This window comes from Peteryoungia rhizophila, assembly GCF_004912145.1.
GTDB classification, from domain to species: domain Bacteria; phylum Pseudomonadota; class Alphaproteobacteria; order Rhizobiales; family Rhizobiaceae; genus Allorhizobium; species Allorhizobium rhizophilum.
The window spans coordinates 726,966-742,912 of the sequence record NZ_STGT01000003.1; the positions used below are offsets into that span (position 1 = coordinate 726,966).

12 protein-coding genes, 1 tRNA gene and 1 pseudogene are annotated in these 15,947 nt (G+C 59.1%); 8 read left to right on the forward strand and 6 right to left on the reverse strand.

All coding sequences use genetic code 11. The annotated features are described in order from the left end of the window. Nucleotides 1-79: 79 nt before the first annotated feature. Nucleotides 80-481: a DNA-directed RNA polymerase subunit omega gene (gene rpoZ, locus E9677_RS14700; protein ID WP_136558807.1), complete on the reverse strand. Its 402-nt coding sequence runs from the start codon at nucleotides 479-481 to the stop codon at nucleotides 80-82. Between the two features lie 295 nt (nucleotides 482-776). On the opposite strand from rpoZ, the gene E9677_RS14705 reads away from it, so the two are divergent. The 3 genes and pseudogenes from E9677_RS14705 (at nucleotide 777) to E9677_RS14715 (ending at nucleotide 2,982) form a co-directional block, all read left to right on the forward strand. Then, nucleotides 777-1,361, forward strand: a complete 585-nt coding sequence (locus tag E9677_RS14705; protein WP_136558808.1) for a LabA-like NYN domain-containing protein — start codon at nucleotides 777-779, stop codon at nucleotides 1,359-1,361. A 126-nt stretch (nucleotides 1,362-1,487) separates the two neighbouring features. Then, nucleotides 1,488-2,647 (forward strand): annotated as a pseudogene (locus E9677_RS25410) (bifunctional transcriptional activator/DNA repair enzyme AdaA). A gap of 89 nt (nucleotides 2,648-2,736) precedes the next feature. Beyond that, nucleotides 2,737-2,982: a DUF1127 domain-containing protein gene (locus E9677_RS14715; protein WP_136558809.1), complete on the forward strand. Its 246-nt coding sequence runs from the start codon at nucleotides 2,737-2,739 to the stop codon at nucleotides 2,980-2,982. A gap of 192 nt (nucleotides 2,983-3,174) precedes the next feature. Here E9677_RS14715 and smpB read toward each other — a convergent pair whose 3' ends face one another. Beyond that, entirely contained in the window at nucleotides 3,175-3,651 is a 477-nt protein-coding gene (gene smpB, locus E9677_RS14720) for an SsrA-binding protein SmpB (protein WP_136558810.1), read from the reverse strand. Nucleotides 3,652-3,976: 325 nt separating this feature from the next. Between smpB and E9677_RS14725 the strand changes: the two genes are divergently transcribed. Then, entirely contained in the window at nucleotides 3,977-4,321 is a 345-nt protein-coding gene (locus E9677_RS14725) for a hypothetical protein (RefSeq protein ID WP_136558811.1), read from the forward strand. Between the two features lie 290 nt (nucleotides 4,322-4,611). On the opposite strand, the gene E9677_RS14730 is transcribed toward E9677_RS14725, so the two are convergent. Together E9677_RS14730 and dapA are read right to left on the reverse strand one after the other, a co-directional pair. Further along, nucleotides 4,612-6,894, reverse strand: coding sequence for a KAP family P-loop NTPase fold protein (locus E9677_RS14730; RefSeq protein WP_136558812.1), 2,283 nt, complete (start codon nucleotides 6,892-6,894; stop codon nucleotides 4,612-4,614). A 472-nt stretch (nucleotides 6,895-7,366) separates the two neighbouring features. After that, the gene (gene dapA, locus E9677_RS14735) at nucleotides 7,367-8,251 is read right to left on the reverse strand and encodes a 4-hydroxy-tetrahydrodipicolinate synthase (protein ID WP_136558813.1); all 885 of its coding nucleotides are present in this window, start codon (nucleotides 8,249-8,251) and stop codon (nucleotides 7,367-7,369) included. Nucleotides 8,252-8,471: 220 nt separating this feature from the next. Here dapA and E9677_RS14740 point away from each other — a divergent pair, with 220 nt between their 5' ends. After that, on the forward strand, nucleotides 8,472-10,541 hold the full coding sequence (locus E9677_RS14740) for a lytic transglycosylase domain-containing protein (RefSeq protein ID WP_136558814.1): 2,070 nt from the start codon (nucleotides 8,472-8,474) through the stop codon (nucleotides 10,539-10,541). 86 nt (nucleotides 10,542-10,627) lie between these two features. After that, complete coding sequence (locus E9677_RS14745; protein WP_136558815.1) at nucleotides 10,628-11,488, forward strand: alpha/beta fold hydrolase; 861 nt, start codon at nucleotides 10,628-10,630, stop codon at nucleotides 11,486-11,488. Between the two features lie 127 nt (nucleotides 11,489-11,615). Here the strand turns inward: E9677_RS14745 and E9677_RS14750 are convergent, their stop codons facing one another. Next, nucleotides 11,616-12,647 carry a porin gene (locus E9677_RS14750; RefSeq protein ID WP_136558816.1) on the reverse strand — a complete coding sequence of 344 codons (1,032 nt, stop codon included), beginning with the start codon at nucleotides 12,645-12,647 and terminating at the stop codon, nucleotides 11,616-11,618. Between the two features lie 241 nt (nucleotides 12,648-12,888). After that, a tRNA-Ser gene (locus E9677_RS14755) sits at nucleotides 12,889-12,979 on the reverse strand. A gap of 607 nt (nucleotides 12,980-13,586) precedes the next feature. On the opposite strand from E9677_RS14755, the gene E9677_RS14760 reads away from it, so the two are divergent. Then, nucleotides 13,587-14,624 carry a porin gene (locus E9677_RS14760; protein ID WP_136558817.1) on the forward strand — a complete coding sequence of 346 codons (1,038 nt, stop codon included), beginning with the start codon at nucleotides 13,587-13,589 and terminating at the stop codon, nucleotides 14,622-14,624. Between the two features lie 299 nt (nucleotides 14,625-14,923). Next, nucleotides 14,924-15,856 carry a tyrosine-type recombinase/integrase gene (locus E9677_RS14765; protein WP_136558818.1) on the forward strand — a complete coding sequence of 311 codons (933 nt, stop codon included), beginning with the start codon at nucleotides 14,924-14,926 and terminating at the stop codon, nucleotides 15,854-15,856. Nucleotides 15,857-15,947: the final 91 nt, after the last annotated feature.

Genomic DNA, 15,947 nt, shown 5'->3' on the forward strand with positions numbered 1-15,947 from the left:
GAAAAAGCGCGCCAGTCGCATCGACTGGCGCACAATCATCCTACAGTCAGAAACAGACTAAAGTCCGATCTGTTGACGATTAGTAATCGTCGCTCTTTTCCGGCGGCACGAGGCCTTCGATACCGGCCAGAAGATCTTCTTCCGACATCTGGTCGAAGGTCAGCGTTTCGGGCAGCTCGTCCTCTTCGTCGCCCTTGCCGGCCGTGCCGGAATTGGCGAGCATCGAGCTCGGCTCCTGCTCGGGCTCGTCGACTTCGACGTGCTTCTGCAGCGAATGGATCAGATCTTCCTTCAGGTCGTCGGGCGAGAGCGTCTCGTCAGCGATTTCGCGCAGCGCCACGACCGGGTTCTTGTCCTTGTCGCGATCGATGGTGATCGGCGCGCCCTGGGAAATCTGGCGGGCGCGGTGGCTCGCGAGCAGAACGAGTTCGAAGCGGTTCTCGACTTTGTCGATGCAATCTTCAACGGTGACACGGGCCATTGCCTGTCCTTTGCGATCTTGAATGCGTGGGATTGACGGGTGCGATACAGGCAATGGACGGCAAATTCAAGTTTTTCGTGCCGACACCCCATGAAGCCCAAAAATGGAGGCCGGAAAAGAGACGCTCTACACCACATTTCAACCGCAGGCTGCTTGGATTGCACCAAACGATGCCCTAGATAGATTTTTATATGATCATTTCATAATGTAAAGTTGTGATCATATCTTGAGAGGCAAGGTATTGTTTTGATTGCCGATTGCCAATGTTGATTATATTTGACGTAAGGATATCGAAATGTTCGACCCGCGCGAGAAAATTGCCCTTTTCATCGATGGCGCCAATCTCTACGCCGCTTCCAAGAGCCTCGGCTTCGACATCGATTATCGCAAGCTCCTGAAAGCCTTCCAGAAGCGCGGCTACCTGCTGCGCGCCTATTATTACACCGCCCTCATCGAGGACCAGGAATATTCCTCGATCCGCCCGCTGATCGACTGGCTGGACTATAACGGCTACAAGGTCGTCACCAAGCCGGCGAAGGAATTCACCGACTCCATGGGCCGCCGCAAGGTCAAGGGCAACATGGACATCGAGCTTGCCATCGACGCGATGGAACAGGCCGAGACGGTCGATCATCTCGTGCTTTTCTCCGGCGACGGCGATTTCACCACGCTGGTCGAGGCGCTGCAGCGCAAGGGCCGCAAGGTCTCGGTCGTCTCGACGATGGCCACCCAGCCGCCGATGATCGCCGACGACCTGCGCCGCCAGTCGGACCACTTCATCGACCTGATGACGCTGAAGGCCGAAATCGGCCGCGATCCGTCCGAACGCGGCACGCCGCGCGCGGCAGAACCGGCGACGGCCAGCGAAGACGAGCACTGAGGGCCGGCCTTCGGGCACGCCGCCTTCCCGTTTCAGGCCGCCGATTTAGGTCGATTGATCGGCGAGACATAAATCGGTGCCCGATTTTCGGCGGCAGGCTTCGGCGGGACGGGTTACGGTGCCGCCATGCTGTTTGAGAAACCCGACCACGACACACTTTACGACGCCCTCATCCGCCGGGATCCGGCCCATGACGGCCTGCATTTCGTCTGCGTGACCTCCACACGGGTCTTCTGCAGACTGACCTGCAGCGCCCGCAAGCCGAAATCGAAAAACTGCATCTTCGAGGACACGATCGCTGCCTGCCTCGGTGCCGGGTTCCGTCCCTGCAAACGCTGCCGGCCAATGCTCCATCACGGGGGTGCCGATCCCGTCGTCACCGGCCTCATCGAAGCGCTGGAAGCCGATCCGGGCCGACGCTGGAGCGAGCAGGACGTGATCGCGCGCGGACACGATCCCTCCACGGTGCGCCGGGCCTTCAATCGCCGTTTCGGCATGAGCTTTCTGGAAATGGCGCGCCTTCGCCGCCTCGGCAGCGGTGCCGACAGCCTGTCCGGCGGCGAGAGCGTGATCGGGGCGCAACTCGATGCAGGTTACGGTTCCGGAAGCGGTTTTCGCGCGGCGATCACCCGGCTCTTCGGCACGGCGCCAGTTGCCCTGCGCGGGCAGGCACTGCTGAAGGCGGATTTCCTCGAGACACCGATCGGCACGATGGTCGCAATCGCCGACGACCATGCGCTGCATCTGCTCGAATTCATCGACCGCCCTGCGCTCTCCTCCGAGATCACGCGACTTCAGGCCCGCCAGAAGCAGGGGTGATGCTGGGCAAGACACCTGTCATCGAAGAGACCAGGGACGAGATCGCCCGCTACTTCGATGGCCGCGACACCGGCTTCACGGTCAGGCTCGCGGGCCATGGCAGCGCCTTCGAGCGCGACGTCTGGCAGGCCCTGCGCTCAATCCCCGCCGGCGACACCCGTAGTTATTCCAGGATTGCTGCCGATCTGGGGCGGGAGAGCGCCGTCAGGGCCGTGGCCCGCGCCAATGGCGCCAACCAGATCGCCATCATCATTCCCTGTCACCGGGTGATCGGCGCCGATGGCAGCCTGACCGGCTATGGCGGCGGGCTCTGGCGCAAGCGCTGGCTGCTGGAGCATGAGCGACGGATAGCCTTGTCCTTGCCATCGGCGGGCGCAATCCCCGCCGAAGCATCCGCGCCGCTCCGGCGGAGCATCCCGCCGCTCCCGTTGCCTGAAGCCGAGCGTCCCGGACAAGCGATAAACTGATCGTCCTCCTCAAGCCGCACTCCATCCGAGCATGCGACCGCAGCGGCGGCGCGTGGCCGGTCTCCCATCGCCATCAAGGGATCGATACCATGCAGACCAAGGACCAGGGGCTCGACGCATCCGGCATCGAAGCCTGCAAGCGCGGCAGTCTGTCAGCTCTGATGTCCGCGGTCTCACGGCTCATTCGGCGCCGCAAGCCAAGACCGGTCAACCGCCTGGATCACCTCGATGCGCACGGGCTGAAGGACATCGGGATCGAGGCGCAAGATGCTGCCCACATCGCCGTGGCACGTGAACATGCGACCCGTCTGCTGATGATGCATGGCAGGCCGTAAGCCAGGGGGTGACGGCTGAAGCAGCCCAGGAGACACCCAGCCCGTCTCACTGACCGCCCCGAGGAATCGCCTGGTTGTGGAACGGCGGGAAACGTCAAAAAATCCGGCAGGTCTCGAGCACGCTTTGGCGCTTGAGCCGAGCCCCGAAGAGGAAGGGGCTTCAGGCGCCCTTCCCATGCCCGGACGCCATGATCAGCCCGTCTTCAGGATGCGCTGCTTCTGGCGGTTCCAGTCGCGTTCTTTCTCGGTCTCGCGCTTGTCGTGCAGCTTCTTGCCCTTGGCGAGCGCCAGCTCCAGCTTCGCCCGGCCCTTCTCGTTGAAATAGATCTTGAGCGGCACCAGCGTCATGCCCTCGCGGTTGATCGAGACGCGCAGACGGTTGATCTCGCGCTTCGACAGCAACAGTTTTCGACGCCGACGCGGCTCGTGGTTGAAACGGTTCGCCTGCAGATATTCCGGCAGATGCGAATTGATCAGCCAGATCTCCTCGCCCTCATCCGAGGCATAGGATTCGGCAATATTGGCCTTGCCCTCGCGCAACGACTTGACCTCCGTGCCGGTCAGCATGATGCCGGCCTCGAAGGTGTCGATGATCTCATAGTTGAAGCGCGCCTTGCGGTTTTCCGCGACGATCTTGTTGACGGTGCGCTGCGAGCCTTTGGGGGCCATGGTCTAATCTTCCGTTTCGCCCGGGATTTTGTCGTAGATCGCCTGCGCCCGGGCGGGGCGTGGCTGTTGTCATGGATATGTAATGGAGGATGGGGGGGAAATAAAGGTGGATGAGGATTAGCGCGCGGGACAGCGCGTGCGATGGGGATCGACATCTGGCATCGGATGGATCTGCACACCCGCATTCGACCGGCATCGCAGCATTGTCCGATGGCCAAAAACCGCTTTTGGGGGGACGTCACGACCGTCATCATTTCCGTCGACTTTCCCGAAGGACAGTGCAAGAAGTGGCGGCATCCTACTCACATTGATCTGAGGACTGACCATGACTCTCAATCGCGCTCGTCTCGGCCTGTTTGCAATTGCTTTCGCAGTTGCCGGTAACGGGATGGTGTCTACTGCCGCCCACGCCAACGAATTCTCGTTCACGGCCACCAACTCGACCAGCACAGCTATTACCGAAATATTGGTGTCGGAAAACAAGAGTGACTGGGGTTATTTCGACATCGGAAGCGGCATCAAGCCGGGTTCGACTGTCGATCTCGTCTGGGATCAGAGCACAAATGGCGAAAGCTGCGCGCAATGGGTCAAGGCTACGTTTGCCGACGGCAGCGAGTCGGAACCTGCGCAATTCGATTTCTGCGAAAGTGGACTTGAGCTCGACTTCTGATCGGTTCTCAGTCAACGCATGTTGCAAGCGGCAGGTTACCTTTGGTGACCTGCCGTTTTCTTTTGCGGCGCGACGGTGCGCGGTGGGCCTCTGGGGGTGATGGTCAGATTTTCCGTTTCGCCTGGATTTTGTCGTGGGGCGCCTGCGACTGGCCCGGGGCGTGGCGGCTGTCATGCGTCTGGAATGGAGGATGGGGGGGGAATAAAGTTGGGGCGTGGGTTGGTGGTGGCCCCGGAGGAGGTGGATACGGAGCTTCCGCAGCGGGCGGGATCAGCTACCGATCGGCTGCCTCAACCATAACCTCCGTCTACTTCCATCGCTTCAGACTGTTCCTCTACTGCTCGCCGGAGGGCGTCTAGGAGTCTAACGGCCCACAGGCGGTCGTATTCATTTCCGCTATCAGCAATGCTGGACGCCCAACTTTCCATAGCGACTCTATCCCAGCGTTCACTGAGCCAAGTACCAATTACGTAATAGTCTCCATCGGTTGAGCTTATCCCCGATAACACGCTCTTCGCGACACCAGAGAAACTAACTCCCAGCTTGATCGCGCTGTTGATCGCCTCTGTAGGCTCATATTCCCCAGACAATAACGTCCAGATCATGACTATACTTTTTGGCGAAGCAGACTTGAACAGGTTTCCGCTGAACGCAGCGGCTTTGATTTCGGAAAGAGATGCATCTACAAGAGTTTCGTACGCCTGCTGGTTTTCCTGTAGCGAGTTGTACATGCGAAGAAAGGCCGCAGAGGCAAGGGAGATGTCGTCTGCCATTCGAAAACAGGAGACAAGCCCATTGCAACGCTCCGCAACACCTAACCGATTGAAACCCGCAACGAAGATCGAAACAAGCCTATCCTCATTTGTGCGGGCGAATGGCGACGTTCCAGATCGATCCTCAAGACCGATCAACCTCGATGAAATGGAGTTTAACGCCACAATCCATCCGGTTGTTATTTTGCGTTCCGCGTAGTATTCCTTTAAATCTTCTAGAAATGCCGCGCGCGCCAGTGCTCCATACTTTTGCCTCTCAGTTTCAATTAGGAGTGAAGCCAGTTCGTCCTCAGGCGAATCCGATTGCAGTAGTTCCCGGACGCGGTCTTTGCTAAGATACACTTGGGTTTCAGAAGCCTCGAAGTATCCGTCCGCGAAGTCTCTGATGTGAAGTCTCTTCCGTATTCGGGCGTCCTGCCCAGAGGGACCGATCTCTTTGAATTCTTGGGCTGCAGCAGGGAATAATACCGAGAGCGCCGCCCTCCTCACCACTGTCGCCTCAACCCTATCAGCCTTAAGAGACTGACTGATGGCGTCCGGAGTCGCGGACCTACCCGCGCAAAGCAACTGAAGGTTGCTTCGTATCCAAGTATAGAGCGGCGGATCTTTTGACTGAACAATTTCCAGAATGAACAAGTCTACTGGATCGGTCTGATTACGAAGCCATTCGTATGAGCGGTTTATCCACTGCCCGCATCGCAGTGCATCGCGTGGAGTTTTGATGTATCGCCAGCCTACTCGATCCATCGCTTCCCGGAGGCCATCGATCACTGTGTGAGTGGAGTCCTCAAGCAAGGGCTCTATAGACGCTGACAACATCGCTGCAAGTGAATCGCCTGAGAGCAGTGGCAAACGTCGACGATATTGGATGATTTTTTCTAAGTAACTGTCTCCGTCTACCTGCAACGTTGTGTGAATGTGGTTGGCGAGAATCTGCGGTTCATAGCTCATAAGGTAAATGACATGGGGAAGATTACCGAGGCTCTTAACCAGTCCGACCATCTCCGTAGCTTCTTTGGGATTGAGTCGATCCAAGTCATCTATGACAACGACGATCCTTCGCCCCTTTAATTTCCGAAGAGAAGCCTCTAGCGCGTTCTTTCCCTCTTCCAGACTTTGAGGTCTTTTTCTGAGGATAGAAGATAAGAAAGCTCGGACCACACCATCTGAGCCTGGCAACACTGCTTGGGCAGCAGCTCCGGCGAGAGGTGCAAGCTTTTCAATAATTTGCGAGTAGTCAGCAAATGCCTGCTCAACGTCAGTACCAAATTTAGATCCTATCGCCTTCACCAGTTCCGTAATGAAGACAGTGGAGAGCGCGGCTGTATCCGGAATTAGCCATGGTCTAAAGTGAACGACGAGGCACTTCGGATCGTTGTGTGATCGCAGCCTGAGACGAAAATAGCGGTAGAGTTGGCGTTCCAAATCTTTGTTGCCAGCGGCTTCTGCGGTGATCTGCCGACGAAAGTGATCCGGGTGCACATAGTTTAAATGATCTGGCAGGTGACTAAACTCGGCGATACGCTCGAAGCGCATCGCCAAATCATCCAAAACGGTTTGGGTATAAACTTTATCCGCGTCACCGTGGAATATCGCACAACGTGAGTACTCCTCGAGCTCCAGATGAAGCAAGCGATGAAGGATCATGTTCATCACACTGCTTTTGCCCGCGCCCCATTCCCCTTCTAGTCCGAAGACATAACCTTCGCTGGGCTCAGTCATGGTCCATATCTGCCTAGCGAGCGAATCCGCAAAGCGCACACGCCCAAGACGATCAGCTGAAGGATGCCTTACGACCATACTTTAGAGCTCCTCACGAATACAGTTCTCCCTCCCTTTTCGACGCGCATCGGGCAGTTCGCCTATCGTCGCGCGTGCAATCTTCTTCAGGTTCTTAAATCTCCATCAAGCATCACGATCACTGCACGCTCAGCACTAATTCCAGTTTTTACCATGATTTGAAAGACAGCCGGTGGTGGAGGCAACACCTCAACAACAATTTCGAGGGGTATAAACGTGTGTAGGAGCAATTCTGGCCGCAGCCTGCGTCAGCCTCCATGGTGCAGAGCCCGCCTGGCTATATGCCTGCGGCGCCCTTGCCGTTCCCATCAGAAAACATGTTATCTTGAGGTTGACGTTCCAGTACGGAATGGGACAGTCGGCTGTGCCACGCGCCTCCTTAAGGCCAAAAGTGCGCTTTGGTCGGGAGATGCGACGACGACATGCCCCCAAACAAAAAGGCCGGCGTCTCCGCCGGCCTCCCCTCATCCCCTCAATTCACCAGTCCCGCATGCTTCAGCGCCGCGTCGATCGCGGCTTCCGTCGAAGCCTCCAGCGTTGCCATCAGCGGCAGACGGACGGTGCGGTTCATGCCGCGGGTGCGGCTCAGCGCATATTTCGCGCCGCAGAGGCCGGGCTCCAGGAAGATCGCCTTGTGCAGCGGCATCAGGCGGTCCTGATATTCCAGCGCCTTGGCGTAATCGCCAGCCAGGGTGGCTGCCTGGAATTCGGCCGAGAGGCGCGGGGCGACATTGGCGGTGACGGAGATGCAGCCGGTGCCGCCATGGGCGTTGAAGCCCAGCGCCGTTGCATCCTCACCCGAGAGCTGGACGAAATCCGGACCACAGGTGATGCGCTGTTCGGAGACGCGCTCGATCTTGCCGGTCGCATCCTTGACGCCGACGATGTTCTTGTGGGCTTTCGCGAGCGCCCCCATCGTCTCCGGCGACATGTCGATCACCGAGCGGCCGGGGATGTTGTAGATGATGATCGGCAGCGAGACGGCCTCGGCGATCGCCTTGTAATGGGCGATCAGGCCCTTCTGGGTCGGCTTGTTGTAATAGGGGGTGACGACGAGCAGCGCGTCTGCGCCGACGGCTTCGGCATGCTGGGCAAGCTCGATCGCTTCCAGCGTGTTGTTGGAGCCGGCGCCGGCAATCACGGGCACGCGCTTGGCGGCCACTTCGACGCAGAGTTCGACCACGCGCTTGTGTTCGTCATGCGAGAGCGTCGGCGATTCCCCCGTCGTGCCGACGGGCACGAGGCCGGAGGAGCCTTCGGAAATCTGCCATTCCACATGGGCGGCAAAGGCTTGCTCGTCGACGGCGCCCTGATCTGTGAACGGCGTGACGAGTGCGGGAATGGATCCCTGATACATGCAATGAACTCCCCGGGGCCGAGATCCACGCTTCGGCCGCATTCTGAACCTAAATCGGGGGCACATTACTTCGCACCTTCGGGTGCGACAAGCGCATGCAAGGGAGATTTGTGACGGTTTTCCGAGGCTTCCCTCCAGAGATTGTGATCGGTCCTGTCAAGGCTTTGTTAACCACGTTCTCCGCCTACTGGCGGCGTTGTGTTATGGTTGCGGTGTGTGGATGAAGACGACCTTTCTCAGAGCTTCTGTTTTCGGCCTCGGCCTTGCCGTGCTGTCGCTCCCGGCGCATGGCCAAGAACCCGCCACCGTTCCCGTGCCTGCCATGAAGCCGCTCGGCTTTGCGCCGACCAGGGCCACGCCCCCTTCTTTTGAAACGACAGGCGCCATTCCGCGCGGTGACCGGCTGGCGGCCGTCAATCCGCAGCTGAAGGCCGGGCTCGATGCGCTGTCCGATCGCGACGGCGCGGAAGCCATCGCCATCCGTAATCGCATGCCAGACAGCCTCGACCGGCACATGCTCACGTGGTCGATCGCCATGTCGGGTCTGCGCGACGTGCCCGCGACCGAGATCGCCGGCGCCCAGCGGCAGCTTAACGGCTGGCCGGGGCTCAAATCCTTCCGGGCGAATTCGGAAAAAGCGCTGTTCCGCGAAAACCCGGCGCCATCCGCCGTGCTCGCCGCCTTTGGTGACACGGCGCCCGAGACCACCGAAGGCACGATGCTGCTCGCGCGCGCGCATCTCGCCTCGGGTGACAAGGCGAAGGCGACAAGCCTGATCCGCACACTCTGGCACGGCGATGCGCTGGATGTGGCGACGGAAGACCGCGTGATGTCGGAGTTTTCCGGCTTGCTCTCGACCGCCGACCACCGCTCGCGCATGGACTATCTGATGTATCGCGAGCGGGCATCTCAGGCGAAGCGGTTTTCGACGCTCGGCGAAGCGCAATCGCTCTACAAGGCCTGGGCGGGGCTCATCTCGCGCGCGAAGAATATCGATACGCTGATCGCGGGCGTGGATAAATCCTGGTCGAAGGACCCGGCCCTGCTCTTCATTCGCATCGAGAACCTGCGCCGCCAGCAGAAATTCGAGGAGGGGGCGAAGCTTCTCGACCAGATGCCGCGGGAGCGGGACAGAATCGTCAACGGACGGGCCTGGTGGGACGAACAGCGCATCATCGCGCGCGGGCTGGCCGATCTCGGACAGTATCGCGAGGCCTATCGGATCGTCTCGGCCCATGTGGCGACCGAGGCGACCGATATCGCCGATGCCGAATTCCATGCCGGCTGGTATGCGCTGCGCGCGCTCAACGATCCCAAGACCGCGAGCCGGCATTTCGCCCGCATACTAGAGGTCTCGAATCGCCCGCTTTCGGCAAGCCGCGCCTGGTATTGGCTCGGCCGCGCTTCGGAAGCGGCTGATGACGGCAAGGCAGCTGAGCATTTCGCCCGCGCAGCCGAGCATTCCAGCACCTTCTACGGCCAACTGGCCGCCGCCCGCATCGACAAGACCGGCATCGAGATCCCCTATCCGCACCCGAGCAGCGCGGATCGTCAGCGTTTCGAAGGGCGCGAGGCGATCCAGGCGATCGCCCGCTACGAGGCGGCCGGTCATGGCTGGCGGGCCCAGAGCCTCTACCGGGCGCTGGCCGATCAGCTGGACAGTCCCGGCGAACTCGCGCTCTTGAGCGCCCGGGCGGAAAAGTCCGAGGGCGGACATCAGTTGTCGCTACAGATCGGCAAGACGGCTTATGCGCGCGGCATCGATGTGCCGGCGCTCGCCTTCCCCGTCGGCGTCATTCCGTCGTCCGCCAATATCGCCGGCTCCGGCAAGGCGCTCGCCTATGCGATCGCCCGGCAGGAAAGCGCCTTCAACCCGGCCGCCATTTCGCCGGCGGATGCGCGCGGGCTCTTGCAGCTCCTGCCCTCGACGGCCAGGGGGGTCGCGGCACGCCACGGCATCGCCTATCAGCCGGACAAGCTGACGCGGGATCCCGGCTTCAACGCCACGCTCGGGGCGCATTACCTCGGCGAGCAGATCGACGCCTTCGGCGGCTCCTATATCCTGACCTTCATCGCCTATAATGCCGGCCCGCGCAAAGTGCCGGAGTGGATCGAGCGCTACGGCGACCCGCGCGGCAAGTCGATCGACGAAGTGGTCGACTGGATCGAGCGCATCCCCTTCCCCGAGACGCGCAATTACGTCATGCGGGTGATGGAGAATTATCAGGTCTACAAGAGCCGGCTCGGCCAGAAGACCGATATCGTGCACGACCTGCGCTTCGGGCGATAGCTCGCCCGCCCTCCCCCGATTGATGGATGACCCCGGGCGCAGCCTCGGCTAGGCTCGCATGACATCACCACGCGAGGGAGTGCCGCATGGCCGAGAGCATCGACCGTTTCATCACCGTTCCGGATGGTTTGAAGCTGCATGTGCGCATTCATGGTGAGGGAAAGCCCGGCATCCCGGTCGTCTGCCTGCCGGGACTGACCCGCAATCTGCTCGATTTCGAGGACATCGCCCGCATCCTTGCGGCTCCGCCCTATAACCGGCGGGTCGTCGCGATCTCGTCGCGCGGGCGTGGGCTCTCCGATCGCGACCCACAGCCCGAGCGCTACACGATCCCGGTGGAAGCCGGAGATGTCATCAGCGTGCTCGATCAGCTGGGCATCGAAAGCGCTGACTTCATCGGCACCTCGCGCGGCGGGCTCATCCTGCATGTACTGGCGATGACACATCTCGATCGTATCGAGCGGATGGTGCTGAATGATATCGGCCCGGTGCTGGAGGTTGAGGGGCTGAGACAGATCCAGGGCTATCTCGGGAGCCGGAAGGCGCCGACAAATTTGGCCGAGGCTGCCGGGATCCTGCAGGCCACGCATGGGGCCGAGTTCCCGGCGCTTGGACATCAAGACTGGGCAGGCATGGCGCAAGCGCTCTATCGGGAGATCGACGGCAGGCTGATGGCTGATTTCGATCCTGATATTGCCGAGCAGTTCCGGACAGCGGATCTCAGCAAGGGCTTGCCGGATCTATGTGCACAATTTGCGCTGTTTGCGGAAAAGCCGGTTATGGTGGTGCGCGGCGAACACTCCCGCCTGCTGTCACGCGAGACGGTGGCGGAGATGGCGCGGCGGCACAGCGGCTGCAAAAGCGTCGAAGCTGAAGGCCAGGGTCATGCGCCGTTGCTGCATCTCGGCAGTCTCGCGGATGAGATCGGGGCTTTCCTGAAGCGCTGAAAGCGGCTTCACAAGCACGCCATTGGCAATACGAAACGGCACAAGCAGTCTTTGACACCCGCCACCCACTCAAAACGGAAAAGCCCGGCACGAGGCCGGGCTTCCCTTATTCGATCTGGAGATCGAATTAGAACGAACGAGTCAGGCGCAGGAAGCCGGTCCAGTCGTCGCCGTTGTCTTCTACGTCGTAGTACTGAACGCTGGCCGAAGCGGTGAGGCCCGAAGCAACAGCGTACTCAGCGAGCAGGTCAGCAGACCAAGCGTCGACGTTCGAGTCGATCAGGAAGTCGCCGTAGTAGTTGGCGCTTGCCGTCAGACGGAGCTTTTCAGTCGCCTGGAAGCCGTAAGACGCGCCAACAGTCCACTCAGCGGTGTTGTTTTCCCAAACGAGACCACCTGCAACTGCAGTAGCGTCCGGATCAGTGTATGCGCTGATGCCAGTGGTGTAGGCAGCAGCAACCGTGAGCGTGCCCGGGCCGAGGTCAGCAGCGATCGTACCGGCGACAGCGCCTTCTTCAGCGTTGAAGTCGTACACGCCATACAGGGTAGCAGTTACTGCACCGAAGGTGGCGGAAGCCATCGCTCCTGCGCCGAGACCGTCGTCTTCAGCAGCAACGTGGTCAAGAGCAAGACCAACCGTGAACGCGTCAGCAGCGTAAACGTAGCGGATCGAGTTGAACTTAGCGCCCGAGAAGAAGAAATCGCTTTCGCCCGGAAGACCAAAGTCGTCAACGAATGCCAGGAAGTTGCCAACCCGGAAGCCGCCAACGTCGATGTAAGCCTGTTCAACACCGACACTGCCAGCAGCGCTGTTGTTAACAGAGCCTTCCAGACGGATGTAAGAGCCGATCACGCCAACTTCGCTGTCGCTACGGGTCTCAAAGGCCAAACGCGCGCGAACGCCAGTGCTCCAATCCGGATCGCTGCTCGAGTCGAGCGTTACACCGTCGTCGAAAAGGACCTGTGTACGAACTTCGCCGCCGATCTTGAGGCAGGTTTCGGTGCCGGGGATGTAGAAGTAGCCGGTGCCGAAAGCGTCGCAAACGCGAACGTATTCCATGGGCTCGGGCTCAGCAGCGACGATTGCGTCAGCGGCCTGAGCGCCGGAAACTGCAACGAGAGCTGCAGCGGAGCCGAGAAGAAGGCTCTTGATGTTCATTATTGACCTCCAGTCAATTATAGAGGTCACGCCATGGCGCTAGATAGAAATATCGTTTATATTCAATGACTTATATGATATTCTCGCCTGCCGCGGCCGCTTGGAACCCGGGAAGTTGCCGGTCATGACCGCGAATTTTTGGCAGGGCATGGCACTCACCAGGCGCAAAGACGAGCTGGTGATACGAGGCGCGAACACGCTCCGAAGCGGCAATTTATGTCCTGTCAGGGAAAATCATTGATGGCGGAGAGGATGGGATTCGAACCCACGATACGCTTTTGGCGTATACTCCCTTAGCAGGGGAGCGCCTTCGACCACTCGGCCACCTCTCCGGTGCCGCCTGATTATTTGCTTGAATCAGTGATTGCAAGGCCTTTTCTCGGCGCTGCACATTTTAAGCACGCTCCATCTTCCTTCCTCCATAGAACACCTTCTCGCTTGGCTGAATGCGAATCGCACGACTCGAGGGACATGATTCTGTCACTTGCTGGGCCTTCTCCGGCCGAATTTCAGTGTTATCGCTCGAAATTGGTTTCTGGGATGACGCATCCGCAGCGCGAGCTAACATGGTTCGAACTGCAACTTTTCGCGAAATCCTGTGCCAAAACGGGAAGCGAAGAGGGAGTCGTCAGGTGTCGCCAGGGAGAGAAACGGCGGTTTAAGCGTCGGTTTTGTTTGCCTTTTCTTAACAAAACCTAAACGAAAGAAGGGGTTCGGTCACCACTTTGTGGCCTTTCAGCAACAGCCCCGGTGGAAGGGTGGCCGCTTTTTCGCCATTCCGCTCATTGGTGATTGCATGACCGGTCGGGTTTTGTATTTTCAACAACGGAAGCGAGGCGGTGGATCGTCCGTCTTCTGAAACCGACGGGGATGGGGCAGGGAATGCTGTCCTACAGCCAAATAACCCAGACCCATACGAAACTTGACTGGAGGTCAATAATGAACATCAAGAGCCTTCTTCTCGGCTCCGCTGCAGCTCTCGCTGTAGTTTCTGGCGCCCAGGCCGCTGACGCAATCGTCGCTGCTGAGCCCGAGCCCATGGAATACGTTCGCGTTTGCGACGCTTTCGGCACCGGTTACTTCTACATCCCCGGCACGGAAACCTGCCTCAAGATCGGTGGCGAAATCCGTGCGACCCTCGGCTTCGACGAATCTGACGACGAAGATTTCGACACTGCAGTTCGCGCTCGCCTCGCTTTCGAAGCTAAGAACGACTCTGAAATCGGCACGATCGGTTCGTACATCCGTATCCAGGCTGACAGCCAGGGTGCAGACAGCGACAATCAGACGGTTGAGCTTGAGCAGGCCTACATCACTGTTGGTGGCTTCAAGGTCGGTCGCGCCCTGACTTGGGCTGATGACTGGGGTCTGGCTGGTGAGTCGGATGCCTTCTTCGGCAATGCTCGCTTCAACACCATTTCGTACACCTACACTTCCGACGCCTTCACCGTCGGTCTTGGCGTTGACGATCTTTCCGACATCGACATTCTCGATAACACTGATGCTGTTATTGGCTCGTACGACAATGAAGTCGGCATCGAAGGCGTAGTGTCCACTTCGTTCGGCGTCGCTACCGTGACTGTAAACGGTGTTTACGATTTCGGCTCTGAAGAAGGTGCGATTGCTGGCGTTATGACGGCTGACCTCGGCCCGGGCACGCTCGGGATTGCTGGTGCGTGGGCTTCTGGCTACTCCTACGGCTACGATTTCGAATCCGAGTGGACCATCGGTGCCGCCTACACCTTTAAGGCTACTGAAAAGCTCTCGATCACCCCGCAGGTCGTATACTTCGGCAACGTTGCTGCTGCTGGCGCAACCGGTACAGACTTCACCTCGGTTGACGCTTGGGCTGCTGACCTGCTCGTCGAATACGCTCTTGCTGCTGGCCTGACCGCTTCTGCCGACGTTCGTTACGTCGACCTGGACGGTGGCGACAGCAACTGGGATGGCTTCGTTCGCCTGACCCGTTCGTTCTAATCCACACTGGATTAACGAAAAATTTTGGGGTCCGGCTTCGCAAGAGCCGGACCCCTTTCGGCTATTCAAGCGGCTGTACGTCGCACCAGAAATTCAGTGACTTAGCCCGGCGACAGGTTCGCCGAGACAGGAAGACGGAAAACCTTATCGACACCATTTGACAGGCTCGAAGCGAGCCGCTCCGGAAAGTTTGTGCTGTTTTGCACTATACTTTTTATAAGATATAACGATATGAACGCTCGTGGGGACGAGCGGTGAGCTCGTTCGCGTGCTCGCCAAAAGGGAAATTTGGGGGATACATGCAGGTGGAAATGCCGGCCGGGAAGGGTTTTGACGTCTTTGTAGGCGTCCCCGATTATTCGGTTCATTATCAATACAGACAGGGTACGATCCTGCACGAGGTGCGCGAGACGAATTTGCGCGAACTGTTCGGCAAATATGGCGACCTGTTGTGGATGAATGGCAGCCACAAATATAACGTAACGAATTTTATCGGAGAGCTTCACGATCTCCTAGATTTTCCGAGTTTTTCTGCCTTTTCGGACGAGATGCTCGACCAGTTGATTGGCAAGATGCGCAAACGCGGTAACAGCAATGCCACCATCAATCGAAAGATGGCGGCCTTAAGCAAACTGCTGCGAAAGGCGTACAAGATGGGAGACGTTCACAGTCTGCCCGAATTCAAACGACAAAAGGAAAAGGCGGGACGAATCCGTTTTCTCGATCGGGACGAAGAGAATGCCCTCTTCTCCGAGATCCGGGCGCACTCCGAACTCTATTACCGCTTCTGCCTCTTCCTCGTGGATTCCGGTGCGCGCCTGAGCGAAGGTCTCAATCTCCGCTGGGGCGACATTCACAAGAACCGCGTCACATTCTGGGTGACGAAATCGGGGCGCTCGCGTTCTGTGCCGCTCACTCAACGGGCGGTCGACGCCATCGCGGCCTGCGATCGCCGCCATGCCGGCCCCTTTGCCGATATCGACCAGCAGCGGTTTCGCGTCGCCTGGCACAATGCCAAGGACGCGATCGGCTTTGCAGACGACAAGGATGTGGTGCCGCATGTGCTGCGCCATACCTGCGCATCGCGCCTCGTCCAGGGTGGCATCGACATCCGCCGCGTCCAGATGTGGCTCGGACACCAAACCCTGACCATGACGATGCGTTATGCACATCTGGCGTCGCATGACCTCGACATGTGCGTCCCGGTTCTGGAGAGAATGGGCACCAACTGAGCCGGCGCCCTCGCCAAACGAAAACGAACAAGGCTGGCATTTCGCCGGCCTTGTTCGTTTTGTGTGCTCATTTTTGCCCGGATCTTTCGGG